Here is a 26,243-nt window from a genome sequence, read left to right as displayed (position 1 = left end):
ATGCCCGGGAAGACTCCTTGGCCTATCAGGCTGGGAGTACGGGGCGGCCCGCGTACTACGCGGGGAGTAGCCGAGATTTACGACCCTCCGTAGAGGCTTGTGGCGCGTTGACCTTCTACCCTGCATGGATGAGCTTCAGGGACCGGTGGCGGCCGCTCGCCGAGGATGGCCTCCTCGCCGTGGCGATGGCCGTCCTGCTGTCGTTCATCGTGTCGATCGGCACCCGGGACGCCGGGGTGCCGGACTACGCGGCGGTCCTCGCCGGCTCGCTCGCGCTCGCGGCCTGGCGGCGTGGCCCCCTGGTGGCGCTGGCCGTCAGCACGGCCTGCATGCTGGTGCTCGCGGTGCGCGTCGAGCCGGGTCCGGCGGCCGCCTATCCCGTGATGGTGTCGGTGTTCGCCGCCGCCAGGGCCGGCCACCGGGTCGCCGCGGCGCTGGCGAGCGCGGTCTACCTGGGTACGGACCTGGCGCTGAACCTGCCCGACATCGACGGGTCCGTGCGGGATCTCCAGGACACCACCCTGCTCATCGGCTGGTTCGTGGCGGCCGGCGTGGCGGGGACGGTGACCCGGCACCGGCAGGCGTACCTGGAGGAGGCCGAGCGGCGGGCCGCCGAGGCCGAACGCACCCGTGAGGAGGCGTCCCGCCGCCGTGCCAGCGAGGAGCGGCTGCGCATCGCCAGGGAACTGCACGACTCGCTGACCCACAGCATCTCGGTCATCAAGGTCCAGGCCGGGGTGGCCGTCCACCTGGCGCGCAAGCGGGGCGAGGAGGTGCCGCCCGCGCTCCTGGCCATCCAGGAGGCCAGCGGCGACGCCACCCGCGAGCTGCGCGCCACCCTGGAGGTGCTGCGCGACGCCGGCCGTCCCGACGCCGAGGCGGCGGCCAGCGGGCTGGACCGGCTGGACGACCTGGTGGAGCGGGCCCGCTCGGCCGGGCTGCCGGTCGAGGTGACGATCCGCGGCATGCGGCGGCCGCTGCCCGCCGAGGTGGACCGGGCGGCCTACCGGATCGTCCAGGAGTCGCTCACCAACGTCTCCAGGCACGCCGGTGGGGCGGCCGCCGCGGTCCGCATCGACTACGCGGACCGGGATCTGATCGTGCAGGTCGACGACGACGGCACGGCCGACCCCGACGCGCCGCCCGTGCCCGGGACCGGCCTGCTCGGCATGCGCGAGCGCGTCGCGGAGCTCGGCGGGAGGCTGCGGGCGGAGCCCCGTCCCGAAGGCGGCTTCACCGTCCGCGCCGAACTGCCCCTTGAGGCGCTCCCGGCCGTCCGCGAGCAGGAACCGGCATGATCCGCGTCCTGCTCGCCGACGACCAGGCGCTCATCCGCGGCGGGTTCCGGGCCCTGCTGGAGATCGAGGACGACATCGAGGTCGTGGCCGAGGCCGCCAACGGGGAGCAGGCCGTCGCGCTCGCCCGCGAGCACCGCCCCGACGTCGCCCTGGTCGACATCCAGATGCCGGTGATGGACGGCATCGAGGCGACCCGGCTGATCGTCGCCGACGAGCGGCTGAGCGGGGTGCACGTCGTCATCCTCACCAACTTCGGCCTCGACGAGTACGTCTTCAACGCGCTGCGCGCCGGCGCCTGCGGCTTCATGGTCAAGGACACCGAGCCCGCCGACCTGCTCCAGGGCGTGCGGGTCGCGGCCCGCGGCGACGCGCTGCTGTCTCCCGCGATCACCCGGCGCCTGATCAGCGAGTACGTGACCCGCCGTCCCGAGCCCGCGCCCGTGGGGCTGGACGTGCTGACCAACCGGGAGCGCGAGGTCATGGCGCTGGTGGCCCGCGGGTTGTCCAACGACGAGATCGCCGCCCAGATGGTGATCAGTGTGACCACCGCGAAGACGCATGTCAGCAGGGCCATGACCAAGCTGGGCGCCAGGGACCGCGCGCAGCTCGTGGTCCTGGCCTACGAGTCGGGCCTGGTCACTCCGCGCCGGTCATAGCCTGGACGGGTGAGATTCGGCGTACTGGGGCCGCTGGCCGTCTGGGCCGACGACGGCCGGGCGGTCACGATACCCGGGCGCAAGGTGCGGGCGCTGCTGGCCGACCTGCTCGTCCACGAAGGGCGTCCGGTGTCCGCCGACCGGCTGGTCGACGACCTGTGGGGCGCGGCGGCCCCTGCCGATCCCACCGCCGCGCTGCACGTACGGGTGTCGCAGTTACGCCGGGCCCTGGCCATCGCCGAGGAGGGCGGCAGGGACCTGGTCGCGTCCCAGGCCCCCGGGTACGCGCTGCGGGCCGGGCCGGACGCGGTGGACGCGGCACGGTTCGCCGCCCTGGCAGAGCAGGCGCAGGCAGCGGACGACCCGCGGATCCGGGCAGGGCTTCTGGCCGAGGCGCTGTCCTTGTGGCGGGGCCCCGCCCTGGCCGACTTCGCCGATGAGGAGTTCGCCCGGCCGGCGGTGACCCGCTGGGAGGAGCGGCGGCTCGCCGCGCTGGAGGCGTACGCCGAAGCCCGGCTGGAACTGGGCGAGCATCGCGAGTTGGCCGGTGAGCTCGGCGAGCACGTGGGCCGCCACCCGTACCGGGAGCGGCTGCGCGCGGCCCACATGCGCGCCCTCCACCGGGCCGGCCGCACCAGCGAGGCGCTGGACGCCTTCCACGAACTGCGCCGCCGGCTCGCCGACGAGCTGGGGCTGGACCCGGGCCCCGGGCTCGTCCGGCTGCACCAGGCCATCCTGTCCGGTGACCCGTCCGAGGACGCGCCCGAGCCGGCCCCGCGACCGGTGAAGCCCTCCACCAACCTGCCCGCCCCGGTGACCGAGCTGATCGGACGCGACCACGCCGTCCGGCGGGTGCGGGAGCTGCTGGCGGCCGGGCGGCTGGTGACGCTCACCGGGCCGGGCGGGGTGGGCAAGACCAGCGTGGCCCTCGCGGTCGCCCGCGCCCTGGCCGGGGAGGCGTACCCGGACGGCGTCTGGCTGGTCGACCTGACCACCTGGGACGGGAAGGGCGACCCCGCCGAGATCGTGCTGTCGGCGCTGTCCATCCCGGACGCCCCGGGCGGTCCGGAACCGGCGGCCGGGCGCCTGGCCACGGCCCTCAGGGACCGGCGGACGCTGCTGGTGCTCGACAACTGCGAGCACGTCGTCGAGCCCGTGGCGGGCCTGGTCGGCGCGCTGCTGGCGGCGGCCCCCGGCCTGCGCGTGCTGGCCACCGGACGGGAGCCGCTGCGGCTGCGCGGCGAGGCCCGCTGGGAGGTGTCGCCGCTGGACATCCCCGACACCGACGACGCGGACCGTCTGGCCCGCTCCCCCGCCGTGCGCCTGTTCCTGGAACGGGCGGGGCTGGACGGCACCCCGGAGACCGTGCCGGGTGTGGCGGAGGTGTGCCGCAGGCTGGACGGCATCCCGCTGGCCCTGGAACTGGCCGCCACCCGGGTCCCGGCGCTGGGCGTGCCGGAGCTGGCGGCGCGGCTGAGCGTGGCCCGCGACCGGTTCGGGCTGCTGGGCACCGGGCCGAGGGACGCGCCCGCCCGGCAGCGCACCCTGACGGCGGTGATCGACTGGAGCTGGCGGCTGCTGACCGGGCCGGAACGCGCCGTGCTGCGCCGGCTGGCCGTCCACCAGGGCGGTTGCACGCTCGCCGCGGCCGAGGCGCTGTGCGCGGGGGACGGGGTCGGGCCGGGCGAGGTGCTGGACCTGCTGGCCGGGCTGGTGGACCGGTCCCTGGTGGTACGCGCCGACGGGGCACGGTTCCGGCTGCTGGAGTCGGTGTCGGCGTACTGCCTCGACCGGCTGCGCGAGGCCGGGGAGGAGGACGCGCTGCGGCTCCGCCACGCCGACCACTACCTGGCCCTCGCCGAGCAGGCCGATCCGCTGCTGCGCGGCCCCGAGCAGCGCGAGTGGCTGCGCAGGCTCGACGCCGAGGCCGCGAACCTGCGGGCCGCCCTGGACACCTTCCACCGCGAGGGCGCGGCGGAACCGGCGCTGCGGCTGGCCGTGTCGCTGGTCTGGTACTGGTTCCTGCGCGGCCGGATCACCGAGGCGCGCCGGGCACTGGACGCGGCGCTGGCCGTCCCGGGGCGGGCACCGGCCGCGCTGCGGGCCAGGGCGGAGGTCTGGCGGGCGGGGCTGTCGATGCGGCAGGGGCAGGCCGTACCGGAGCGGTCCACGCCGTCCCTGCGCGACCACCGTCCGGCGATGGACCCGGCCGAGATCGTCCGCGCCGAATGGTTCCTGGCCACGGCGATCATCAATACCGGGGACGAGAAGGCCACCGCGGAGCTGCTGGAGTCGGCCCTGGACACCTCGCGGGAGGCCGGGGACCGGTGGGGCGAGGCGGCGGCGCTCAGCACACGGGCCATGCTCGCCCACATCCGGGAGGACATGACCGCGCTGGAGGACGACGCCAGGCGCGGCGCACGGCTGTTCGGCGAACTGGGCGACGACTGGGGCGTCCTTCAGGCCACGGACTGGCTGATCGCCCTGGCCGACCTCGCCGGCGACCACGCCGAGGCCGAACGGCTCACCCATGACGGACTGCGCATCGCCGAGGACCTGGGGCTGTGGCCCGACGTGGCCGGGCGGCTCGGCTGGCTCGCCTGGACCTCGGTCCAGACCGGGCAGTACGCGCGCGCCCGCGAGTACGCCGAGCAGGCCAGGCGGCTGGGCGCCGAACACGGCGATCACGCCGGGATGGCGTTCGCCACCATCTCCATGGCGTTCGCGGCCCGCCGGGAGGGCAGGCTCGATCTGGCCGAGGAGGGCCTGCGCCGGCTGCTGGAGTCGGCGCGGCGGCACCAGACCGGCGAGGGCCACCCGCCGTACCTGTCGATGGTCCTGATCGAGCTGGGCTTTCTCGCCGAGCGGCAAGGAGATCCCGCCCGCGCTTTGAAACTGCTCGGCGAGGGCTTCGACCTCTGCCACGAGCAGCGCTCCGACCGGGGCAAGGCGTGGGCGCTGGTGGGCATGGCCGCCGCGCTCGTCCTGGACGGGCGGCCCGGCCTGGCCGCCCGGCTGCTGGGTGCGGCCGACGCCGCGCGACGCACGACCGGCCTGCCCATCTCACCGTCGGAACGCGACGAGCTGGCCCGGGTCACCGCCGACGTCCGGGCCGCCGAGCCCGGCTTCGACGCGCTCTTCGCGAGCGGCGCCGAGCTCGCACCCGGGCAGGCCCGGTCCCTGGCGGCGGGGACCGGGCCGTGACCGGGCATGTGCCTTCCGGGTTCACTTCGGCACGTAGACGTGGACGACGATCCCCGAGTCGAAGCGGTTCACGTCCGCCAGCTTCAGGTGCGTGGTGTCGAACCCGGCGCCCTCGAACAGGTGCTTGCCCGCGCCGACGATGACCGGGAAGTACCAGAGGTGGAACTCGTCGACCAGGCCGTGCTCCACCAGCGTGCGGTCGAGCTCACCGGTCCCCCACTTCAGGATGTTCTCGCCCGGCTGCTCCTTGAGCCTGGCGACCTCCTCGGGCACGTCCTTGATGACGGTGGCGTTCCAGGTGGCCTCGGTCAGCGTCCGCGAGGCCACGTACTTCGGCATGGCGTTGACATGGTCGGCGAACGGGTCCCCGGCGCGCGACATCCACGCCTCCGCCATCCCCTCGTAGGTCACACGTCCCAGCAGCAGGGTGTCCGCCGAGTTGACCACCTTCGCGGCGTAGCCGTCGTGGTCCGCGTCCCAGTACGGCTGCCCCCAATGCTGCGGTTCCGCCCGGGACGCGGTCGACGGCCGGGTGTCGTCGATGATGCCGTCCAGGGACACGAAGGTCGACTCGATGAGCTTGCGCATTGTTCCGCTCTCCCGTGATTCCCGCCGCGGCCTCTCGCCCCGGCTTGATGCTCCAAAGCCTGCCGGTCGGCCCTTACGGTTTCCTTCAGGTCTCCTTCAGGCCGCCGCCGTGCGCCCGGACCCGGCGCGCGGAGAACGGGTCGCGAGGGGCGTGAGATGCTGCACCGGTGACGACGAGTGGGGCCGCCGGGCCGGCGCCGCGGCGGCGGGGCCGGCCCGGCTACGATCAGGCGGCGATTCTGCGGGCGGCGGTGGAGCTGTTCAACCGCAAGGGCTATGACGCCACCAGCATGGGCGACCTGGCCAGGGAGCTGGGGCTGACCAAGCCGGCGATCTACCACCATGTCACCGGCAAGGAGCACCTGCTCAGCCAGGCCCTGGACGACGCGCTCGACGAGCTCACGGCCGTCGTGACCGAGGCGGTGAACGAGGGTGCCGGGACGTCGGCGTACGGGCGGCTGCGCGAGGTGGTCAGGCGCAGCGTCGAAGTGCTCGTGGCGCACCAGCCGTCGGTGACACTGCTCCTGCGGGTGCGGGGCAACAGCGATGTCGAGCTGGCCGCTCTGCGGCGGCGGCGCTGGCTGGACGAGCGGCTGGCCTCGCTGGTCGCGGACGCGGTCGCGGAGGGACGCCTGCGTGCCGACGTGCCGCCGCCGCTGGTGAGCCGGCTGCTGTTCGGCATGGTGAACTCGCTGGTCGAGTGGTACCGCGCGGACGGCGCCTACGATCCGTCCACGGTGGCCGACGCGATCACCACCATCGCCTTCGACGGCCTGACCCGGCGCGACGCCCCGGATCAGGCGTCGTAGTCAATGGTCACGCGTTCCCCGGCGGGGAAGGTCTGGCAGGTGAGGACGAACCCGTTGGCGACCTCGGAGGGTTCGAGGGCGTAGTTGCGGCGCATGTCGGTCTCGCCCTCGCGGACGACGGCACGGCAGGTGCCGCAGACGCCGCCCTTGCACGCGAACGGCAGGTCGGAGCGGGTCGCCTGGGCGCCGTCCAGAAGGGTCGTCTCCCGGGAGACGGTCGAGGTCGTGCGCAGGCCGTCCAGGACGGTGGTCAGCTCGGTCGTGGCTCCGCGCAGGGGTGCGGAGACCCGCCGTGGCCGCGGCGGCGGCGCGTCCACGTAGAACAGCTCGACGTGGACGCGGGCGGGGGCGCCGAGTTCGACCAGGACGGCACGGGCGTCCTCGACCATCCGCAGCGGCCCGCAGAGCCAGACGTGGTCGAACACCTCCACGGGGACGAGGTCGGTGAGCAGGCGGCGGAGCCGGTCGCGGTCGAGGCGTCCGGAGAACAGCTCGACGTCGCGCGGCTCACGGGACAGCACGTGGACCATCTGGAGGCGGGGACCGTAGCGGTTCTTCAGGTCGCCGAGCTCCTCGGCGAACATCACGGTGCGGCTGGTGCGGTTGCCGTACAGCAGCGACACCCGCGCCCGCGGATGGGTCAGGACGGTGGACGCGACCGACAGCAGAGGGGTGATCCCCGATCCGGCGGCGACGCACAGGTGCCGCTCGCCGGTCGCCGGGTCGGCCCGCCAGGAGCCGGTCGGCGTCTGGACCTCGATGCGCGTCCCCGGCACCACCTCGCGGACCAGCCAGGGCGAGACGAGCCCGCCGGGGATTTCGCGGACGCCGATGCGGGGCGGGGCACCGGCGGGCGCGCAGATCGAGTAGGTGCGGCGGTGTTCCCGCCCGTCCAGGACGCGGCGCAGGGTGAGGGACTGCCCGGCCCGGAACGCGTACGCCTCGCGCAGCTCGTCCGGCACGTCGAAGGTGATCGCCGTGGCGTCGTCGCACAGGCGGTCCACCGCCGCCACGGTCAGCGTGTGGAAGGCGGCGGCCCGCCGGGCCGGGGCGGCGCCGGGCGCGGGCGCGGTCATCTCAGATCTCCTTGACGTGCTCGAACGGTTCGAGGCAGGCGGTGCAGCGGTAGAGGGCCTTGCAGGCGGTGGAACCGAACTCGGAGGTGGCCCGGGTGGCGGCCGAGCCGCAGCGCGGGCAGGGCGGCGCGGGCCGGGGAGGTCCGAGCGTGAGCGGCACCGGCCCGTTCCGGCGGGGCGCCGGGCCGGGCGGCGACAGGCCGGCCTCGCGCAGCGCCCGCCGGCCGCGCTCGGAGATCCAGTCGCTGGACCAGGGCGGGTCGAGCACGACGCGGACCTCCACGCGCGAGAACCCGGCGTCGTACAGCCGGCGCACGAGATCGTCGCGCATGGTGGCCATGGCCGGGCAGCCGCTGTAGGTCGGCGTGATGGACACGATCACCGCGTCCTCGTCCTCCCGGACGTCGACGCCGCGCAGCACGCCGAGGTCGGCGAGGGTGAGCATCGGCAGTTCGGGGTCGCGCACCTCCGCGGCCACGCCGGCGGCGCGCTCGCGGGCGCTCACCAGCGCCCGCTCGGGTGGGCGCGGGCGACCACCTGCATTTCGGCGAGCAGCGGGCCCATGGCCTCGGTGTGCAGGCCGTCGCGTCCGGTCCGCCCGCCGACGCCGGCCACCGGCGGCCGGTCCGGGCGGTCGACGCCGCTCACGGCCAGTACCTGGTCCAGGACGGCGTCCACCTCATCTCGGGTGGACGCGGGATCGACGCCGACACCGGCCTGCGCCAGCGACACCTCCAGGGGGTGCGCCGAGACGAGTTCGGGCTGGAACGGCCACAGGGCGTCCAGGGCGGCGAGGAGCCTGCGGCGCGACTCCTCCGTGCCACGTGCCAGGGTGAGGAACCAGCGGCCGGACCAGTCGCGGTGGTAGGTGATCTCCTTGACGCCCTTGGCGGCCACCGCCGCCAGGACGTTGTCGGTGCTGGCGCGGAGCCGTTCCAGCAGCGCGAGCCGGGCCGCCGAGAACAGCAGCAGGCGCACCACCACATGCGCGAAGTCGCCGTTCGGCACCTCGGCGAGACGCACGTTGCGGAACCGGCCGGCGTCGCGGAAGAAGGCGAGCGCGTCCTCCGCGGGCACCGGCGAGCCCTCGGGCAGGGCGGGGACGACGCCCGGGTCGGCCGCCGCGGCGCGGGCCAGCAGCAGGCGCGCCTGCCCGAGGAGGTCGAGCGCCATGTTCGCCAGCGCGATGTCCTCCTCGAGGTCGGGTGCGCGGGAGCACCACTCCGACAGGCGCTGCGACATGATCAGCGCGTCGTCGCCCAGCATGAGGCAGTACGTGGCGAGGGCGGCGTGATCGACGCCGTCGGGGACGGTGGTGTCGACTCCGGCCAGCGGGTCCTCGAAGTCGGTGCCGAACGCCCACTGGGAGGAGTCGCCGCCGATCAGCCCGTCGAAGACGCTGCCGTGGTCGTCGCTCAAGATGGTCCCTCCGCTGGTCAGATGTGGGGGACGTCGCCGGGGATGTCGTAGAACGTGGGGTGCCGGTAGACCTTGTCGCCGCTGGGGGCGAACAGCGGGTCCTTCTCGTCCGGGCTGGACGCCGTGATCGCGTCCGCGCGCACGACCCAGATGCTCACGCCCTCGTTGCGCCGCGTGTACACGTCCCGCGCGTGCCGCAGAGCCATCGCGTCGTCGGGCGCGTGCAGCGACCCGACATGCACGTGGTTGAGCCCGCGCTTGCCCCGGACGAACACCTCGTACAGTGGCCATTCGCGTCGTTCGGCGCTCATCGGGACGCCTCCTGGTTCCGTTCCGCGAACGCCGACGCCGCCTCCCGTACCCAGGCGCCGTCCTCGTGCGCGGCGCGGCGGTGGGCGAGCCGCTGCGCGTTGCACGGGCCGTTCCCGCGGATGACGGCGGCGAACTCGTCCCAGTCCGGCTCGCCGAAGTCGTAGTGCCCGCGCTCCTCGTTCCAGCGCAGATCGGGGTCGGGCAGCGTCACGCCGAGCGCCTCGGCCTGCGGGACGGTCATGTCGACGAACCGCTGCCGCAGCTCGTCGTTGGAGTTGCGCTTGATGCCCCACGCCATCGACCGCTCGCTGTTGGGCGACCTGTCGTCCGGTGGCCCGAACATCATCAGCACCGGCCACCAGAACCGGTCGACCGACTCCTGGACCATGGCGCGCTGGGCGTCGGTGCCGCGCATCATCGTCATCAGCAGCTCGTAGCCCTGCCGCTGGTGGAAGGACTCCTCCTTGCAGATGCGGATCATCGCGCGCCCGTACGGGCCGTAGGAGGTGCGGCACAGCGGCACCTGGTTACAGATGGCGGCACCGTCGACCAGCCAGCCGATCGTGCCGACGTCGGCGTACGACAGCGCCGGGTAGTTGAAGATCGAGGAGTACTTCTGCTTCCCGGCCAGGAGCAGGTCGGTCAGCTCGGCGCGGGAGACCCCCAGGGTCTCGCACGCCGAGTACAGGTACAGGCCGTGCCCCGCCTCGTCCTGCACCTTGGCCAGCAGGATCGCCTTGCGCCGCAGAGACGGGGCGCGGCCGATCCAGCCGCCTTCGGGCTGCATGCCGATGATCTCGGAGTGCGCGTGCTGCGCGATCTGGCGCACGAGCGTCCTCCGGTAGGCGTCCGGCATCCAGTCGCGAGGCTCGATGCGGTCGTTGCGCTCGAGCGTCGCGTCGAACGCGGCCCGCAGCCGTTCCTCCTGGTCCGGTTCCGCCGGGGTGGTGGTCATCGTCTCTCCGGGCGCCGGCCTTAATTACTTATCGTTCGGTCAGTAATAAGGTCGCACGGCCGGCCCGCGATGTCCACCCCGCTCCGGCGGGGGCGTTCAGCCGGGGAGGCGTTCGTTCAGGATCCCCGTCATCTGGGGTGTGACGCGTTCCGCCCACTCGGCGAGGAGGGTCTCCGCGTCGGGGAGTTGCGATTCGATCAGGGCGATGCCGGGGGTGGGGACGTGCGCGCCCAGTTCCACGAGGAGCGGACGCAGGTGCACCTCCACGGCCAGGGCGTGCCGGGCGTCCCCCATCACCAGCAGGGGCAGCGCGACCGTGGAGGCCAGGGCTCCGGTGGGCACGCGGTCGAGGAAGGATTTCAGCAGCCCCGTGTAGGTCCCCTTGTACGTCGGGCTGGCCACCACCAGGACGTCCGCGCCGCGTACCAGGTCGAGCGACAGCTCCACCGAGGCGGACGGGGTGGCGGAGAGGAGGTGGGGCGCCAGGGCGGACAGGTCGACGATCTCGACGGGCGCGGCGTCCCCGATGCGGTCGGCGACGGCCTGGGCGGCCTGGAGCGCCACCGTGTGCGTACGTGACTGCGCGCGGGGGTTCCCCACCAGCGCGACGATGCTCTTGGCCACCGAACCGCCTCCTCTAATCCACATTTAGCCTACCTATTTACTAGACATGAGGCTTACACTCAACGTCGCCAGGAAGGCGGCACCGACCAGTGCGAGCATCGTCCAGGCCAGCCCGCGCAGGCGGCGCTGGTATCCGGGCAGTTCCCCGGGTAGCGCGAACACCCGTGCGGGCCAATGCCGCCAGGTCACATGCGCGAACACCGCCGTGGCGAGGCCGTACGGCAGCAGCGCGAGGCCGTAACCGAGCCGCATGTCCGGCCGGAGGACCAGCACGGCGAGATCGGTGAGCAGCAGGGCGCCGACCAGCGCCAGCACCGGCCGGCGATTCCCGTCGGCCAGCGCCAGCAAGAACTCCTCGCGACGCTCAAGATCGGGGAAGAAGTGCTCCACCCTGGGCTGGACGACCGCCAGGCTGTAGACCATGGAGCCCAGCCAGACGGCCGAGATCGCCAGGTGGATGAGGACGACGACCATGCAACGCCTATACCGGCGGATCCCCCGCCACCACAAGGCGACCTGAGAAGGCGGCCCGCCCCGTCCCGCACGTGACTGTACGCATGCCGCTTGCGTTGATTGCGCAAAATGTGGCACTCGCTTGCGTGACAGCGTCGTAAGCTTGCGTCATGGCGCAGTACGGAGAGTCCACGCGGGCTCGGCGGCTCGCCGAGGTCGCCAAGAAGGTCGGCGTCAGCGAGGCGACGGTCAGCCGGGTGCTGAACGGGCGCCCGGGAGTGTCGGAGGCGACGCGGGCGGCGGTGCTGACCGCGCTCGACGTGCTGGGGTACGAGCGCCCCACCCAGTTGCGCGGGGAGCGCGCCCGGCTGGTGGGGCTGGTCCTGCCGGAGCTGGGCAACCCGATCTTCCCGGCGCTGGCCGAGGTGATCGGGGGCGCGCTGGCCCAGCGCGGGTTCACGCCGGTGCTGTGCACCCGGACGGCCGGCGGGCTGTCGGAGGCCGACTACGTGAACATGCTGGTCGGCCAGCACGTGTCCGGTGTGGTGTTCGCCGGGGGGCACTACGCCGAGCTGGACTCCCCGCACGAGCACTACTTCCGGCTGATGGACCTGGGACTCCCGGTGGTGCTGGTGAACGCGGGCGTGCCCGAACTGGCCTTCCCGCGGGTCTCCACCGACGACGCGGTCGCCGTCGAGCAGGCGCACACGCACCTGACCTCCCTGGGCCACGAGCGCATCGCGCTGCTGCTGGGGCCCGAGGACCACATCCCCTCGCAGCGCAAACTGGCCGCCTTCCGCGCGGTGGCCGGCGAGGTCCAGGACGGGGCCGTGGCGCACGCCATGTTCTCCATCGAGGGCGGCCACTCGGTGGCCACCCGGCTCATCGCGGCCGGGTTCACCGCCGTGATCTGCGCGAGCGACGTGCTGGCGCTGGGCGCGATCCGGGCGGTGCGCCGGGCCGGCCTGTCGGCGCCCGAGGACCTGTCGGTGGTCGGGTTCGACGACTCGGCGTTCATCAACTGCACGCACCCGCCGCTCACCACGGTCCGCCAGCCGATCGAGGCCATGGGACGGGCGGCGGTCACCATGCTGGTCAACCAGATGGAACGCGGCTCGGCCCCGGCCGGGGAGCTGCTCTACGAGCCCGAGCTGGTGGTACGCGGGTCCACCGCACCGCCGCCGCGAACCGCCCGCACCGGTTGACCGCCGCACCTCACGCCGTCATCTCCGCAAGTTTCTGTCGCAAAGTTGTCGGCTATTTGCGTGAGAAAATTCAACCCTTGCGACTTCCTGCAGAGTCTCTATATCTTCCTCCCAATTCCCCCCGAGGAGGAACTCACCATGAGACTCCGTCCCGTGGCGGTGCTGCTGACCGCGGCGCTCGCCGTCACCGGCACCGCCTGTGGTGCCAAGTCCAGCAGGCAGGACGACCGCGGAGCCGCCGCGACGGCGGGGCCGCTGGATCCCGGCACCAAGGTTACGATCTCGGTCGGCTGCCAGCCGCCGAAGACCGCCAAGTCCGACCGGGCCGCGTGGGACGCCGACGTCAAGGCGTTCCAGGCCCGGTACCCGAACATCACCATCGTCAGCAAGGACGCCTTCCCCTGCATCGTCCCCGAGACCTTCCAGGCCAAGCTGGCGGGCGGGCAGATGGAGGACGTCTACTACGTCTACTACACCGACGCGCAGAAGATCATCCAGAACCGGCAGGCCGCCGACATCACCCCCTACGTCGGCGCGCTCAAGCTGCTCAAGGATGTCAACCCCAGTTCCTCCAGGCGCTCAAGGACGGCAAGGGCCGCATCTACGGGGTGCCGCGCAAGGGCTACACCATCGGACTGGTCTACAACCGCAGGCTGTCGTGCTGCCGGTGTCCCGCCCGATCCTCGGTGTCGTGTCGATCTTCACGGTGGTGAACGTGTGGCGCGACTTCGCCTGGCCGCTGCTGGTCCTACAGGATCCGGAGCGGATGACGATCAGCGTGGGCATCGCCTCGCTGCGCGCCAACATGCCGCAGACCACGATGACCGCGGCGCTGGTCATCGCGAGCGTCCCCACCATCGTCGTGTTCTTCCTGTTCCAGCGGCACATCATGGCCGGCCTGACCGCTGGCGGCCTGAAGGGCTGACCCGCCCGTCCCCAGTTCCCGTTCCCGACCATCCCCTTGTCCCGTAGTGCACAGTCCGGAGGAGCGCGTGAGCATGCCCGAACCGTGGTGGCGGGGAGCCGTGATCTACCAGGTCTACCTGCGCAGTTTCGCCGACGGCGACGGCGACGGCGTGGGCGACCTGGCGGGGCTGCGCTCCCGCCTGCCCTACCTGGCCGAGCTGGGGGCCGACGCCCTCTGGCTCAACCCGTGGTACCCGTCCCCGATGGCGGACGGCGGCTACGACGTCGCCGACTACCGCGGCATCGAGCCCGTCTTCGGCACCCTCGCCGAGGCCGAGGCGTTCCTTGCCGAGGCCCACGACCTGGGCCTCCGCGTCATCCTCGACGTGGTGCCCAACCACGCCTCCGATCAGAGCGCGTGGTTCCGGCAGGCCCTGGCCGCGGGGCCGGGCTCGCCCGAGCGCGCCCGGTTCTGGTTCCGGCGCGGCGTCGGGGACGCACCGCCCAACGACTGGCGGTCGATCTTCGGCGGTCCGGCGTGGACGCGTGTGCCCGACGGCGAGTGGTACCTGCACCTGTTCGCCCCCGAGCAGCCCGACTTCAACTGGACGCATCCCGACGTGCGCGCCGAGTTCCTGGACGTGCTGCGGTTCTGGTTCGACCGCGGGGTGGACGGCTTCCGCGTCGACTCGGCCGCGCTGCTGGTGAAGGACCCCGACGCCGAACCCGACGGGCTCGACCCGTACACCGACAGGGACGGCGTCCACGAGATCTACCGGGAGTGGCGCCGGCTGGCCGACGCCTACCCCGGCCGGATGCTGGTCGGCGAGGTGTGGCTGCCCGACCACGAGCGGCTGGCCCGGTACCTGCGCGCCGACGAGATGCACACCGTCTTCAACTTCCCGTTCCTGGGCGCGCCGTGGGACGCCGCCACGCTGCGCACCGTCATCGACGACACCTTCGCCACGCTCACACCGGTCGGGGCCCCGGCGACCTGGGTGCTGTCCAACCACGACGTGACCCGTACCGTCACCCGCTACGGCCGCGCCGACACCTCCTTCGACCACGCCGACCGCAAGCACGGCGTCCCCACCGACCCGGCCCTCGGCCTGCGCCGCGCACGCGCCGCCGCCCTGCTGACGCTGGCTCTGCCCGGCAGCGTCTACATCTACCAGGGCGAGGAGCTCGGCCTGCCCGAGGTCGAGGACCTGCCCGACGACCTGCGGCAGGACCCGATCTGGCGCCGCTCGGGCCACACCGACCCGGGACGGGACGGGTGCCGCGTGCCGCTCCCCTGGTCCGGGGTCGAACCACCGTACGGGTTCAGCACCGGAACGCCCTGGCTCCCCCAGCCCGCCGACTGGAAGGATTTGACCGTGGAGGCGCAGCAGGCCGACCCGTCCTCCATGCTGGCCCTCTACCGCGCGGCCCTGCGCATCCGCGCCGCCGAGCTCGGCGACGGCACCCTGCGCTGGCTGCCGATGGGCGAAGACGTGCTCGCCTTCACCCGTGATTCCGGCCTGACCTGCGTGGTGAACCTCGGCACCCGCACCGTGCCGGTCACCGGCGAGATCCTGCTGTCCAGCGGTGCCCTGCACGGCGGTCACCTGCCCCCCGACACGGCGGTCTGGCTGCGCTGAGAACCGGCCCGCCCCTTCACTGCCGGAGGCACGGCCTTCAAGTACGCTTGAACTCTATGCCGGAACGATTGCTGACCATCGGGGAACTCGCGCGCCGGACGGGCGTCGCCACGTCGGCCCTGCGCTACTGGGAGGAACTCGGCCTGCTGCCCGCGCCGTCCAGGGTCTCGGGCCAGCGCCGCTACCCCGAGTCGGCGACCACGCTGGTCGGCATCATCCTCCTGCTGCGGGACGTGGGATTCTCACTCGCCGAGCAGAAGAAGCTCATGGCCTCGCACGGCGCCGCGCCGGAGGAACGGCGGGAGCTGTCCCGCCGGAAGCTGGACGAACTGGACGAGCAGATCGCCAAGGCGCGCGCCGCCCGCGAGGCCATCGAGCACTCCCTGCGCTGCCCTCACGAGAACTTCGTCGACTGCCCGAACTTCGCCGGCCTGGTCGCCGCCCGGCTGGCCGGGCGCCCGCTGTCCGAAGCCCACCCGCACTGAGCGTCATGACGGCATCGGATCCGGAGCCTCCGCTGCAAGGCGCGCTGCTGCCCGGCGGTCCGGACGCGGCGCCGCCCGCCGTCCCCCGGCCGGGGGCGTCGCTGGCGTCGGACGCGCTGGCCAAACTGGACGGCGACCTGGGACAGGTGCAGGTCGCTCGGTTCGGGTCCCGCAGGATCTACCGGCGCAGAATCGAGCTGCTCGCCGAGGCGTGCACGCCCGAGACCTTCGCGCTGGTGCTCGACTGGCTCAGCAGCACCCGGCGCGGCTCGGTCGCCACCAAGCGCAACTACGTCGACGACCTGCGCCGCGTCTGGGCGCCCCTGGCCCGCGAGCTTGGCCACGACGCCTTCAGCGTCGGCTGCCTGACGCCCGAGCACGTACGGATGTGGCGGCTCCGCCAGGAACGCGCCGGGGTCGCCAAACGCAGCATCGCCCGGTACGTGGCCGCGCTGTCGTCCCTGCACACCTACGCGGCCGGACGGCTGGACCCGCCGCCGCGCAACCCCGTCACCGAGGACGACCGTCCCCGCATCCCGTCAGGGAACAACCCCACCTCCACCCCGGTGCTGGAGCCCGAACAGGTCCAGGCGGTCGCGGCATGCGCCCGCGGCGACCTGGACCTGCTGATCGTGATGCTGCTGTACACGCTGGCCGGCCGCGTCACCGAGATCTGCGCCGCCGACGTCACCGACCTGGAGCGCCAAGGCGACCGGACCGTCCTGCACCTCACCCGCAAGGGCGGCAAGCAGCGCGCGCTGCCCCTGCCCGACCGCTGCGCCCGGCTGCTGCGCCGTGTCATCGGCGACCGCACCAGCGGGCCGCTCCTGCTGGACGCCGCGGGGCGCCGGCTCGACCGGCACGACGTGGACCGGATCAGCACCCGGCTCGGCCGCGCGGCGGGCGTGCCGCCCGGCCGGGACCTGACGCCGCATGTGTGGCGGGCGTCCCGCATCACGCACATGCTGGACGCGCAGATCCCCCTGGCCGAGGTCCAGGCGTTCGCCGACCACGCCAACCCCGCCACCACGATCGGCTACTGGGAGCGCCGGGACCAGGCGCGGCGCTCGGCCGCCCACGTCGACCAGGCGATCTCTCTTTTCGACCACGTGGCCACGCCGTGACCGATTCTGTCGGACCCCGGTGGGAGGCTGGTTCGCCTACCAGAGAGGAGCGAGGAATGGCCACCTGGCAGGAGGTCGTCGACACCGAGCCGGATTTCGCCCGCCGGGTACGCGAGATCCTGGACGCGCACAAGCACAAGACCATCGCCACCCTCCGCAAGGACGGATCGCCGCGCATCAGCGGCATCGAGATCCAGCTCCATGACGGCGAGATGTGGTTCGGATCGATGCCGCAGGCGCTCAAGGCCCGTGACCTGCGGCGCGACCCGAGGTTCGCCCTGCACAGCGCCTCGGTCATGGCCGACGAGGACGATCCGTCCAGTTGGCCGGGCGACGCCAAGGTCGCGGGCCTGGCGGTGGAGCTGGACGACCGCGACGAGGCGGACAAGGTCCTGCGGGCGCACGGGCTCGACCCCGCGGACTTCGCCGGCTCGCACATGTTCAGGGCCGACCTCCGCGAGGTGGTGCTCACCCGCGTGGTCGGCGACCACCTGGAGATCGACCTGTGGCGCCCCGGCCAGAAGCTGCGCCACTTCGAGAGGACCTGATCTCGCCGAGCGCCGCGCACGACCGCGCCCGGCAGGTGCGCCTTGATCGCAGCGATCACGGCCCCCCGCATCAGCTCCCAGCGCCGTCCACCGCCGAGCATCACGCCGGTCGGGACCTGATAGGCCGGTGTGAGCAGGACGGCGGGCGCGCCCGAAGCCTTCAGGTCGTCGACGCGAACACCGGCCTGGTCGACGGGACGGGCGGCGTCCGCAGGTGCCGCAGGTGCCGGCGGGCGCCGAGCGACCCCGGGCCCTCGACGGCGATCTCGTGCACGCCTGCGTCCCGGAAGACCTGCGCGAACAGGCCGAGCGCCTGGCGACGATGAGCACGTCATCCGGGTCGGCGACGGCCGCGCGCAGCTCCGGGACGCCGCGCGGATCCCCGTAGCCGAGGCCGGGCGCCGCCAGCTCACCGAGCACCTAGCGTTCGGCGCGCAACCATGCCGTGCGCGGGAACGCGGCCAGATCGAGCAGGCCGAGTGACAGGTCGATGCAGGCCGGGGCGGCGCGCGTCGCGTCGAACGCGGCGCACCGCCGAACAGGTCACCGGTCGGCGAAGCGCCGGCGCCGCGGTCACCACCCCCCTGGAGACCCGCAAGTCTGCGGCCAGGACGCGGCTGCTGGGCAGCCTGCCGCCACGTCCGCGCCAGGCGCGGCGACGATGACGGTTCCGCGGCGGCCCTTCCCGGCGGCGTGGCCGTCCCCTTCGACCTCGACGAGCACGTGTACGACGCGCTGGCCGCGGGCGCCAGCGGGTTCCTGCTCAAGGACGTGACGGCCGAGCGGCTGTTCGACGCGGTCCGGGTCGTGGAGGCCGGGGAGGCACTGCTGGCGCCCAGCGTCACCCGCCGCCTGATCGGCGAGTTCGCCCGGTTGCGGCCCCGGCCGCCCGCTCCCCTGCTGGACGCGCTGACCCCGCGCGAGACCGATGTGCTGCGGCTGATCGCCGAGGGCCTGTCCAACGCCGAGATCGCCGAGCGCCTGGTGGTCGGGAACGAGACGGTCAAGACGCATGTGGGCCGGGTCCTGCGGAAGCTGGGGTTGCGCGACCGGGCCCAGGCCGTGGTCGCCGCGTACGAGTCGGGCCTGCTCGTTCCCCGCACCGATCCCGGACGGCCGTGGCGCCCTGGGTAGGGGTTTCCTGGGATGGGCCGTGCCGGCGATGTCGGGAACGGGACGCACGGCCGACCGCCGTCGGCTGGCCTGCCGGCGCTCGGTTGGGCCGGCTCGGTGATATTGGGTTGTCCTTGTTGCGGGCGGACCCGTAAAACGGTTCGCGTGTTGCGCAAGTACCCCCGGACCCGGCATGTCGAGGGCTCCCGGCTCCAGGCCGGGGATCACGATTTGGCCGCGGTGCCCTTCGACGAGATCGCCGGGCGGTACCTGGTGGTGGAGGAGAAGCTGGACGGCGCCAACAGCGGCATCAGCTTCACCTCCGGTGGTGAGCTGCGGTTGCAGAGCCGCGGCCACTACCTGACCGGCGGTCCCCGCGAACGGCACTTCGCCCCGCTCAAGGCGTGGGCGTCGACCGTCCAGCACGTCCTGTGGCCACGGCTGCGCGACCGGTACGTGATGTACGGGGAGTGGCTGTACGCCAAGCACACGATGTTCTATGACGCGCTCCCCCACTACTTCTGTGAGTTCGACGTGCTGGACCTGGAGGACGGCACGTTCCTGTCGACCGAGCGGCGCCGGGAGCTGCTGGAGGGGACGCCGGTGGTGCACGTCCCCGTCCTGTACGAGGGGACGCTGGACGGCCTGGAGTCGCTCACCGCGTTCGTGGGGCCCTCCACGTGCCGTACCGAGCGGTGGCGGGACGCGCTGCGCGATGCGGCCGTCCGCGGCGGCGCCGACCCCGCGCAGGTCGCCGCCGAGACCGACGCCGACGACGCCATGGAGGGCCTCTACATCAAGGTCGAGGAGGACGGGAAGACGGTCGGCCGTCTCAAGTGGGTGCGGCCGAGCTTCCTCAACGCGATCCTCGACTCGGGCTCGCACTGGCTGAACCGGCCCGTGATCGCCAACGGTCTGGCCGATCCGGAGGTGCTGTATGCGGGTGTTTGAGGAGCTGTGCCCGGCGCCGCCGCACTGGCGGGTGCCGTGGCCGGAGATCCGCGGGACCTTCGCGTGGGTGCGGTCGCTGGCCGGTGTCCCGCAGGACGCCCTGCACCACAGGGAGGGCGACGTCGAGGTGCACACCCGGATGGCGTGCGAGGCCCTGGCCGAGCTGCCGGAGTGGCGGGCGCGCCCGGCCGAGGAACGGGTGCTGTTGTTCACCACCGTGCTGATGCACGACGTCGCCAAGCCGTACTGCACGCGGATCGAGGAGGGCGGCCGGATCACCGCGAAGGGGCATTCGCGGCGCGGCGACCTGATGGTGCGCCGCATCCTGTGGGAGCTGGGCGCGCCCATCGGCTGGCGCGAGCACGTGGCCGCGCTGGTGCGGCACCACCAGGTGCCGTTCTGGGCGCTGGAACGCGACGACCTCCAGCGGATCGCGTTCCGGGTGAGCCTGCTGGCCCGCAACGACGACCTGGTGCTGCTGGCCACCGCCGACATCCTGGGCCGGATCACCGCCGACACCGCCGAGGTGCTGGAGAACGTGGGGCTGTACGGGGAGTACTGCGCCGAGCAGCGGTGCCTGGACGCGCCGCGCCGCTTCCCCTCCGACCATGCGCGGTTCTGGTACTTCCGCAAGCCGGGCCGCGACCCCGACTACGCGGCCTACGACGACACGCGTTGCACCGTCACGGTGCTGTCGGGGCTGCCCGGCGTGGGCAAGGACCACTGGATCGCCGAGAACCGTCCCGGCGTTCCGGTGGTGAGCCTGGACGCGATCCGCAGGGACATGGGCGTTCCCCCCGCCGGGGACCAGAGCGCGGTGGTGTCGGCCGCCTACGAGCGGGCCCGTGAGCATCTGCGTGCCGGACGGCCGTTCGTGTGGAACGCCACCAACGTCTCGCGGACGCTGCGTGAGCAGTGCACCGGGCTGATCGCCGACTACCGGGGCCGTGTCGACCTGGTGTCCCTGGAGGCCCCCAGAGATGTCCTGCTGCGCCGCAACCGGGAACGTCCGCATCCCGTCCCGGACGCCGTCATCGACCGGCTGGTCCGCCGTTGGGAGGCTCCCGACCCAACCGAAGCCCACACCCTCCGTTGGCTCGCCACGGCCTGACCTCGCCGTGCCCCTCAGCGAGCGAAGAACTCCGCCAGTGCCGGCACGATCGCCTCGGCGGCGACGTTGTGCTCCTGGCCCTCCAGGGTGCGGTGCAGCGCGTCGGGGATGGTGCCGGCCACGGCGCGGGCGGCGGAGCGCAGGACGTCCATGCTGGCGCCGCCGTCCAGGACCAGGACGGGGATCGTGAGGGCGGCGAGCCGGCCGGCGGGCAGCAGCCCGTCGCCGAGGGCGGCGGCGTCGTAGCGGAGGGTGGGGGCGATCTTCTCCATGGCGGGCCAGGCCGGGGACCGGCGCATGCCCGCGATGAACTCCTCGGGGACGCCGATGTGGCCGAGGAACAGCGCGGCGGCGTCGCCGTGGCGGCCCTCGGCGACGGTCTCCTCCAGTCGCCGGGTGTAGCCGAGGTGGCCGCGGGAGTCCTCCTCGGTGAGGCCGTAGGGCGGCTCCCACATGGCCAGCCGGGTGATGGGCAGGCCGGCGGCGACGGCCTCGGCCGCCAGGACGGCACCCGAGGACGATCCCCACACGCCCGCCGGCCCGCCGGCGGCCCCGAGCACCGCCTCCAGATCCTCGATCTCCCGGCGCAGCGCGTCGGCGGGCGTGCCGAACACGGTGCAGGCGTCGGTGCTGTCGCCGCGTCCCCTGCGGTCGTAGTTGTAGACGGTGCAGTGCGCCGACAGCAGCTCGGCGATCGGCGCCGCGGCCCGCCGGTCGCACAGGGCGCCCGCCACCAGCACGACCGGCGGTCCCTGTCCCGAACGCTCGTAGGCGATGCGGGTGCCGTCGCCCGACCGTACCGACTGCATGGGATCTCCTTTCGCGGGCGGGCTCGGTTCCGGGAGACGTTCAGCCGCTGTGCCGCCCTGGACCGGTAGACCGGCCGGCGTCGCGGAACTCATCGGCGGCCGCGCGGGCGGCGGGTCAGGGCGCTGCCACGGCGTTGGCGATGAAGCGGGCCTGGGCGGCCATCTCGCGTTCGGCGACGGTGATGGGGAAGGCGAGGAACCCGTGCACGGCCTCGGCCACGACCTCCAGCTCGGCCTCGTTGCCCGCGGCGCGCCAGCGGGCGGCCATGAACAGCGAGTCGTCCAGGAGCGGGTCCTGGGTGCCGACCGAGAACCGGGCGGGCGGCAGGGCCGGCAGGTCGGCGTACAGCGGGGAGATGTCCGGGGCGCGGCGCTGCTCGGGGCCCAGGCCGGGCAGGAACTGCCGGTAGAACCATTCGAGGGTGGCCAGCGGGAGCACGAGCTTGTCGGCCCCGTGCCGCTGGCTGGGAGTCAGGCCCAGGTCGAACGGGCCGAAGGTGAACTGGGCGGCGGCGAAGGAGCGGGCCAGATCGCCCAGGCGCAGCAGCGTGACGGCGGCGAGGTGGGCCCCGGCGGACTCGCCGCCGATGACCAGGCGGCCGGTGCCGAACTCGGCGGCGGCGTTGTCGATCAGCCAGCGGGCCGCGTCCTCGCAGTCGTCGGGTCCCGCCGGGTAGGGGTGCTCGGGCCCCAGCCGGTAGCCGACGCTGACGACGGCGACCCGCGCGGCCGTGGCGAGCTCCCACAGCTGCGGGTCCTGGGCGTCGGCGGCGCCGAGCGTCCAGCCGCCGCCGTGCAGGTGCAGGAACACCCCGCGCGGGTCCTCGGGGCGGAGCACCCGTATGGGGATGTCGCCGTCCCGGCCGGGGACGGTGCGGTCGGCGCCCTCGGGCAGCCGGACGGGTGCGGGGAAGGGGCCGCCGCCCTCCTCGCGGGCGGCGCGGATCGCGGGCGCGTCGTCGACCTCGTGGGCCATGGGGACGGTGGCGAGCCTGGCCGCCAGGTCGGCGTTGAACGCGCGGGTCTCGTCCGCCACGTCGGCGCCGGACAGGGTGTGCTCGATGATCGTCGTCATATGCGCAGTGTCCCCCGAGCCGGTCCCGCCCACCAGGGGACGCCGATCGCCGGGGGCGCTAGGGTCGGGGCGTGACCGCATCGGATGAGGTGAGCGTTCCGGGACGGGTGGCCGTGGTGACCGGTGCCGGGTCGGGGATCGGCGCCGCGGTGGCGCGGGGGCTGCTGGAGCACGGCTGGCTCGTCGCGCTGGCCGGGCGCCGCGCCGCCGCACTGCGCGAGACCGCCGAGGCGGCGGGCCGTTCGGGGGTGCCCGAAGGGCGGGCGCTGGTGGTGCCCGCGGACGTGACCTCGCCGGAGTCGGTCGCCGCCCTGTTCGGCGCGGTGCGCGGCACCTGGGGACGGCTGGACCTGCTGGTCAACAACGCCGGGGTGTTCGGTACGGCCGCGCCGGTGGACGAGCTGTCGCCCGAGCAGTGGCGCACGGTGATCGACACCAATCTGACCGGGTCGTTCCTGTGCGCGCGGGAGGCGTTCGCGATGATGCGGGCGCAGGACCCGCAGGGCGGCCGGATCATCAACAACGGCTCGCTGGCCGCGCACACGCCGCGTCCCCTGTCGGCGGCCTACACCGCGAGCAAGCACGCCGTCACGGGGCTGACCAAGTCGCTGTCGCTGGACGGACGCCCGTACCGGATCGCCTGCGGGCAGATCGACATCGGCAACGCCGCCACCGACATGACCAGCGGGTTCGGGCGGGGGGCTCTGCAGGCGGACGGCTCGGTCAGGCCGGAGCCGACCATGGACGTCAGCGCCGTCGTGGACGCCGTCCTCTACATGGCGGGCCTGCCGCTGGAGGCCAACGTGCAGTCGCTGACGGTGCTGGCCACGACGATGCCCTCGCACGTCGGGCGCGGCTGAGCGGCGGTCAGGCCGCGCGGCGGGTGACCAGGTCGCGGACCAGGTCGCGGTACCGGTCCTTCATCGGCAGGTCACGTTCGATGTGGACGCGGCGGCGCGTGGCCTGGACGTCGACGCCGCGGACCGGGTCGTGCCCGGTCTTCTCGTAGGTCCGCCACCACAGGCCGATGCCGCGGCGCTGCCAGGCAGGAAGGTCGTTGAAGTTGATGCCGCGCGCGTACAGCAGCTCGTTCTTGTCCGGGACGCTCGCGCGCTCCAGTTCGCGGGTGGCCTGGCGGGCGGTGCGGCCTTCGCCGCGCAGCGTCCAGTAGCACCATCCGTTGAGGGAGCAGCGGGCGGCGTCGGCCTGCCGCCAGGACATGTAGTCGACGACGTCGTCGGCGTGGGTGCCCAGCCAGATGCGGCTGTCGAAGGCGGCCGGCGCACCGGCGGCGTGGGTGAAGGCGGCGGAGGCGATCGCGGCCGACAGCGACACCAGCTTCTCCACCTCGCGGCCGAACATGTCGTGGTCGGGGTCGAGCACGACGGAGATCTCGTCGCTCTCGGTGTAGGCGTACCGGCCCGCCAGCTCGGTGAGCAGGGTCCGCGCCGCCGTGGTCATGAGGTCGGAGAAGCGGGCGTCGAAGGGCTTGTCGAAGCGTTCCGCGGTGAGGCGGGAGAAGCCGCGCCCGTCCACGCGGACGACCGTCCACGCGCCGGGCGGGACGGTCAGGGAGTGGAACCACTCCCGCTCACGCATCCGGGCCTCAAGGTCGCGCGGGCGCATCTCCGGCGTCCTCCTCCTCGTGCTTTTCCTCGTGCTTTTGCTTGTCCCTTTCCTCGCCCTTGACGGTGACGGTGAAGCCGCCGGCTCCGTCGGCGCGGACGACGCGCAGCTCGTCGAACCCGTCGGAGTACCGTGGCTCGCGCAGCCGTTCGAGGGTGGCCAGGACACCGACGTCGGGCACCCGGTCCCGTCCGGGACGCGCGGCGTTGCGCCGCATCGACGCCTGGAGGTCGGGCGGGAACCAGTACCCGGTGATGCGCGCGCCGTGCTCGCGGCCGAGCACGATCAGCGGGGTCCATTCGACGGGCGAGGGGTTGGTGTTGTCGACGGCCACGCTGCGGCCCGCCCGCAGGTGCTCGGCGATCTGCCGGAGCTGGCGTTGCTGCTTGCGCCGCGCGGATCGTCCGAACAGGTCCTTGGACACGTGCGCGTGGGTGCAGGCCAGGTGGCGGCGGTAGAAGGTGGTCTTCCCCGAGCCCTGCAACCCGATGAGGATGGCCAGTTCCACGGGGGCGCCGTCCCCGCTCACCGCTCGGCGCCGCCCGTCCGGGTGCGGGTCGCTGGGTAGGTCACGGAACGCGGCGTCCAATCCGGGCGGGGCCTGTGCGGCATCGAGCCTACTAGGGGACGGTGAAGGTGCAGGGCAGCCGCTTGTAACCGTTGATGAAGCTGGACACCAGCCGGTCGGGCTCGCCGGCGGCGCGGATGTCGGGCAGGCGTGAGAACAGTTCCTTGAACATCACGGTGATCTCGCGGCGGGCCAGGTTGGCGCCCAGGCAGAAGTGCGGTCCCGGGCCGCCGAACCCGACGTGCGGGTTGGGCGAGCGGGTGATGTCGAAGGTGTCGGGGTCGGTGAAGACGCTCTCGTCGCGGTTGGCCGAGTTGTAGAACAGCATCACCTTGTCGCCCTTGCGGTAGGTGTGGCCGTTCATCTCGTAGTCCTGGGTGAGGTTGCGGCGGAAGGTGATGACGGGGGTGGACACCCGGACGATCTCTTCCACGGCTCCGGCGATGCGCCCGTCGAAGTCCTCCAGCAGCAGTTCGCGCTGTTCGGGGTTGTCGGTGAACAGTTTCAGGCCGTGCGCGATGGCGGTGCGGGTGGTCTCGTTGCCGGCCACGACCAGCAGCAGGAAGAACGTGCCGAACTCGCGGGCGGTCAGCTTCTCCCCGTCGACGTTGGCGTTCACCAGCGCGGAGGTGAGGTCGCCGGTGTCGTGGCCGATGCGCTCGCGGCCGAGCCTGGCGGCCAGGCGGTGCAGCTCGCGGCTGGCCAGGGCGACCTTGGCCATGCCCAGGCCGGTGCGGATGCGTCCCATCTCGGGGGTGATGCCGGTGTACTCGGGGTCGGCGTTGCCCAGCACGATGTTGGTGAGCCGCAGCACCCTTGGGTAGAGCGTGTCGGGGATGCCGAGCATGTCGCAGATGATCTCGACGGGCAGCCGCGCGGCGACCTTCTCGACGAAGTCGCCGGGGCCGGTGGCGATCAGCTCGTCCACGATCCGCGTGGCGCGGGCCTGCACGTCGTCCTCGGCCTTGGCGAGCATCCGGGGGCTGAACGCGCGGGACACGATCCGGCGGATCTTGGCGTGCCGCGGATCGTCCATGTTGATCATCGAGTTGACGTAGCGCTGCACGAAGGCAGGGGGGTCGATGACCGTGGTGGCGTTGGGCTCGCTGCTGAAGATGTGCGGCTTGCGGCTGGCCTCTAGGACGTCGGCGTGCCGCACCAGCGCCCAGTAGCCGTCGCCGGGTTTGGCGAAGGGGATCTGGGGGTCGGGATACAGGCGCGGCGTCCCCTCGGCGCGCAGCCGGGCGAACGCCTCGGCGCGCTCGTCCAGGGGCCGCATCCAGAAGGTGAGCTCGCTGAGCCTGATGTCGTCGTCTGGCGCGTACCTCGGCTTCGCGCCCGTTCGCTGGATCGTCACCGCCGTGTCGCCTTCCGTCGCATTCAGCCCCAGCTTGGATAAGTGCGCGGTTACGGTCAATGCTCTGTGACCCACTGCACAGCGACCCGCCTCCAGGACGGGTGATGGACGGGCGATGGCGGCTCGGCCGCGAAGGGCCGGCGGTGCCGGTGCGGGGGAGGGAGCGGGACAGGCGGCCGGCGCGGGGTCAGGCGTGGAATGGTGTTCCGCACGGAACACTGAACTCCTGATGTGGAATCAGACACCACCTGACGGCCCGGCACAGTTCCCGGTAGGTCTCCTAGTGAAGTGGTCCGGCACCCCCTATGGCAAGCCTTTTTCCGGGCCCGGG

26 protein-coding genes and 1 pseudogene are annotated in these 26,243 nt (G+C 73.0%); 14 read left to right on the top strand and 13 right to left on the bottom strand.

Translation table 11 applies throughout. The features are described from left to right. Nucleotides 1-128: 128 nt before the first annotated feature. The 3 genes from QSK21_RS03885 to QSK21_RS03875 are packed head-to-tail and all read left to right on the top strand — an operon-like array spanning nucleotide 129 to nucleotide 5,158. The gene (locus QSK21_RS03885) at nucleotides 129-1,298 is read left to right on the top strand and encodes a sensor histidine kinase (protein WP_285693773.1); all 1,170 of its coding nucleotides are present in this window, start codon (nucleotides 129-131) and stop codon (nucleotides 1,296-1,298) included. Beyond that, on the top strand, nucleotides 1,295-1,954 hold the full coding sequence (locus QSK21_RS03880) for a response regulator (protein WP_285693772.1): 660 nt from the start codon (nucleotides 1,295-1,297) through the stop codon (nucleotides 1,952-1,954). The genes QSK21_RS03885 and QSK21_RS03880 overlap by 4 nt, the downstream gene beginning before the upstream one ends. 9 nt (nucleotides 1,955-1,963) lie before the next feature. Further along, the gene (locus tag QSK21_RS03875) at nucleotides 1,964-5,158 is read left to right on the top strand and encodes an ATP-binding protein (protein WP_285693771.1); all 3,195 of its coding nucleotides are present in this window, start codon (nucleotides 1,964-1,966) and stop codon (nucleotides 5,156-5,158) included. A 21-nt stretch (nucleotides 5,159-5,179) separates the two neighbouring features. Here the strand turns inward: QSK21_RS03875 and QSK21_RS03870 are convergent, their stop codons facing one another. Next, a complete protein-coding gene (locus QSK21_RS03870) occupies nucleotides 5,180-5,746 on the bottom strand; it encodes a dihydrofolate reductase family protein (RefSeq protein WP_285693770.1) in 567 nt (188 codons plus the stop codon). Between the two features lie 167 nt (nucleotides 5,747-5,913). Between QSK21_RS03870 and QSK21_RS03865 the strand changes: the two genes are divergently transcribed. Further along, nucleotides 5,914-6,555 carry a TetR/AcrR family transcriptional regulator gene (locus QSK21_RS03865; protein ID WP_285693769.1) on the top strand — a complete coding sequence of 214 codons (642 nt, stop codon included), beginning with the start codon at nucleotides 5,914-5,916 and terminating at the stop codon, nucleotides 6,553-6,555. Here QSK21_RS03865 and paaE read toward each other — a convergent pair. The 7 genes from paaE to QSK21_RS03830 all read right to left on the bottom strand — a co-directional run bounded on the left by paaE (nucleotide 6,543) and on the right by QSK21_RS03830 (nucleotide 11,415). Then, entirely contained in the window at nucleotides 6,543-7,631 is a 1,089-nt protein-coding gene (gene paaE / locus QSK21_RS03860) for a 1,2-phenylacetyl-CoA epoxidase subunit PaaE (RefSeq protein WP_285693768.1), read from the bottom strand. The two genes, QSK21_RS03865 and paaE, sit on opposite strands and share 13 nt — an antisense overlap. Nucleotide 7,632: 1 nt before the next feature. Continuing rightward, nucleotides 7,633-8,136 carry a 1,2-phenylacetyl-CoA epoxidase subunit PaaD gene (paaD, locus tag QSK21_RS03855; RefSeq protein WP_285693767.1) on the bottom strand — a complete coding sequence of 168 codons (504 nt, stop codon included), beginning with the start codon at nucleotides 8,134-8,136 and terminating at the stop codon, nucleotides 7,633-7,635. After that, nucleotides 8,133-9,050, bottom strand: a complete 918-nt coding sequence (gene paaC / locus QSK21_RS03850; protein WP_285693766.1) for a 1,2-phenylacetyl-CoA epoxidase subunit PaaC — start codon at nucleotides 9,048-9,050, stop codon at nucleotides 8,133-8,135. The genes paaD and paaC overlap by 4 nt, the downstream gene beginning before the upstream one ends. A gap of 17 nt (nucleotides 9,051-9,067) precedes the next feature. Continuing rightward, nucleotides 9,068-9,361, bottom strand: a complete 294-nt coding sequence (gene paaB / locus QSK21_RS03845) for a 1,2-phenylacetyl-CoA epoxidase subunit PaaB (protein ID WP_285693764.1) — start codon at nucleotides 9,359-9,361, stop codon at nucleotides 9,068-9,070. Next, nucleotides 9,358-10,317 carry a 1,2-phenylacetyl-CoA epoxidase subunit PaaA gene (gene paaA / locus QSK21_RS03840; RefSeq protein ID WP_285693763.1) on the bottom strand — a complete coding sequence of 320 codons (960 nt, stop codon included), beginning with the start codon at nucleotides 10,315-10,317 and terminating at the stop codon, nucleotides 9,358-9,360. The genes paaB and paaA overlap by 4 nt, the downstream gene beginning before the upstream one ends. A gap of 96 nt (nucleotides 10,318-10,413) precedes the next feature. Further along, nucleotides 10,414-10,941, bottom strand: coding sequence for an NADPH-dependent FMN reductase (locus tag QSK21_RS03835; RefSeq protein WP_285693762.1), 528 nt, complete (start codon nucleotides 10,939-10,941; stop codon nucleotides 10,414-10,416). 33 nt (nucleotides 10,942-10,974) lie between these two features. Further along, nucleotides 10,975-11,415, bottom strand: a complete 441-nt coding sequence (locus tag QSK21_RS03830; protein WP_285693761.1) for a hypothetical protein — start codon at nucleotides 11,413-11,415, stop codon at nucleotides 10,975-10,977. Nucleotides 11,416-11,564: 149 nt separating this feature from the next. Between QSK21_RS03830 and QSK21_RS03825 the strand changes: the two genes are divergently transcribed. The 9 genes and pseudogenes from QSK21_RS03825 to QSK21_RS03785 all read left to right on the top strand — a co-directional run bounded on the left by QSK21_RS03825 (nucleotide 11,565) and on the right by QSK21_RS03785 (nucleotide 20,477). Then, complete coding sequence (locus QSK21_RS03825) at nucleotides 11,565-12,599, top strand: LacI family DNA-binding transcriptional regulator (protein ID WP_285693760.1); 1,035 nt, start codon at nucleotides 11,565-11,567, stop codon at nucleotides 12,597-12,599. A 691-nt stretch (nucleotides 12,600-13,290) separates the two neighbouring features. Further along, complete coding sequence (locus tag QSK21_RS03820) at nucleotides 13,291-13,524, top strand: ABC transporter permease family protein (protein WP_285693759.1); 234 nt, start codon at nucleotides 13,291-13,293, stop codon at nucleotides 13,522-13,524. Nucleotides 13,525-13,597: 73 nt separating this feature from the next. Beyond that, on the top strand, nucleotides 13,598-15,145 hold the full coding sequence (locus QSK21_RS03815; protein ID WP_285693758.1) for a glycoside hydrolase family 13 protein: 1,548 nt from the start codon (nucleotides 13,598-13,600) through the stop codon (nucleotides 15,143-15,145). Nucleotides 15,146-15,201: 56 nt separating this feature from the next. After that, nucleotides 15,202-15,630 (top strand): MerR family transcriptional regulator, encoded by a 429-nt coding sequence (locus tag QSK21_RS03810; RefSeq protein WP_285693757.1) that lies wholly within the window; start codon nucleotides 15,202-15,204, stop codon nucleotides 15,628-15,630. A 5-nt stretch (nucleotides 15,631-15,635) separates the two neighbouring features. Continuing rightward, entirely contained in the window at nucleotides 15,636-16,754 is a 1,119-nt protein-coding gene (locus QSK21_RS03805; RefSeq protein WP_285693756.1) for a tyrosine-type recombinase/integrase, read from the top strand. Nucleotides 16,755-16,810: 56 nt separating this feature from the next. Beyond that, nucleotides 16,811-17,302, top strand: coding sequence for a pyridoxamine 5'-phosphate oxidase family protein (locus QSK21_RS03800; protein ID WP_285693755.1), 492 nt, complete (start codon nucleotides 16,811-16,813; stop codon nucleotides 17,300-17,302). Nucleotides 17,303-17,995: 693 nt separating this feature from the next. Then, nucleotides 17,996-18,436, top strand: a pseudogene (locus QSK21_RS03795) (LuxR C-terminal-related transcriptional regulator); the annotation flags it as partial. 144 nt (nucleotides 18,437-18,580) lie between these two features. After that, on the top strand, nucleotides 18,581-19,366 hold the full coding sequence (locus QSK21_RS03790; protein WP_285693754.1) for an RNA ligase family protein: 786 nt from the start codon (nucleotides 18,581-18,583) through the stop codon (nucleotides 19,364-19,366). Beyond that, on the top strand, nucleotides 19,353-20,477 hold the full coding sequence (locus QSK21_RS03785) for an AAA family ATPase (RefSeq protein ID WP_285693753.1): 1,125 nt from the start codon (nucleotides 19,353-19,355) through the stop codon (nucleotides 20,475-20,477). The genes QSK21_RS03790 and QSK21_RS03785 overlap by 14 nt, the downstream gene beginning before the upstream one ends. 14 nt (nucleotides 20,478-20,491) lie before the next feature. On the opposite strand, the gene QSK21_RS03780 is transcribed toward QSK21_RS03785, so the two are convergent. Together QSK21_RS03780 and QSK21_RS03775 are read right to left on the bottom strand one after the other, a co-directional pair. Next, entirely contained in the window at nucleotides 20,492-21,286 is a 795-nt protein-coding gene (locus QSK21_RS03780) for an alpha/beta fold hydrolase (RefSeq protein ID WP_285693752.1), read from the bottom strand. A 115-nt stretch (nucleotides 21,287-21,401) separates the two neighbouring features. Beyond that, nucleotides 21,402-22,361, bottom strand: coding sequence for an alpha/beta hydrolase (locus QSK21_RS03775; RefSeq protein ID WP_285693751.1), 960 nt, complete (start codon nucleotides 22,359-22,361; stop codon nucleotides 21,402-21,404). Nucleotides 22,362-22,432: 71 nt separating this feature from the next. Here QSK21_RS03775 and QSK21_RS03770 point away from each other — a divergent pair, with 71 nt between their 5' ends. Further along, nucleotides 22,433-23,221: an SDR family oxidoreductase gene (locus QSK21_RS03770; protein ID WP_285693750.1), complete on the top strand. Its 789-nt coding sequence runs from the start codon at nucleotides 22,433-22,435 to the stop codon at nucleotides 23,219-23,221. Nucleotides 23,222-23,228: 7 nt separating this feature from the next. On the opposite strand, the gene QSK21_RS03765 is transcribed toward QSK21_RS03770, so the two are convergent. The 3 genes from QSK21_RS03765 to QSK21_RS03755 all read right to left on the bottom strand — a co-directional run bounded on the left by QSK21_RS03765 (nucleotide 23,229) and on the right by QSK21_RS03755 (nucleotide 25,834). Then, on the bottom strand, nucleotides 23,229-23,987 hold the full coding sequence (locus QSK21_RS03765) for a tRNA(His) guanylyltransferase Thg1 family protein (protein WP_285693749.1): 759 nt from the start codon (nucleotides 23,985-23,987) through the stop codon (nucleotides 23,229-23,231). After that, complete coding sequence (locus tag QSK21_RS03760; RefSeq protein WP_285693748.1) at nucleotides 23,968-24,516, bottom strand: ATP-binding protein; 549 nt, start codon at nucleotides 24,514-24,516, stop codon at nucleotides 23,968-23,970. Before QSK21_RS03760 ends, QSK21_RS03765 begins: the two co-directional genes overlap by 20 nt. Nucleotides 24,517-24,607: 91 nt before the next feature. After that, nucleotides 24,608-25,834 (bottom strand): cytochrome P450, encoded by a 1,227-nt coding sequence (locus tag QSK21_RS03755; protein WP_285693900.1) that lies wholly within the window; start codon nucleotides 25,832-25,834, stop codon nucleotides 24,608-24,610. Between the last annotated feature and the right edge of the window lie 409 nt (nucleotides 25,835-26,243).

Source organism: Actinomadura sp. NBRC 104412 (genome assembly GCF_030269515.1).
Lineage (GTDB): Bacteria > Actinomycetota > Actinomycetes > Streptosporangiales > Streptosporangiaceae > Spirillospora.
Note: the sequence above shows the minus strand (reverse complement) of the source record. Positions and strands in the feature narration are given on the sequence as shown.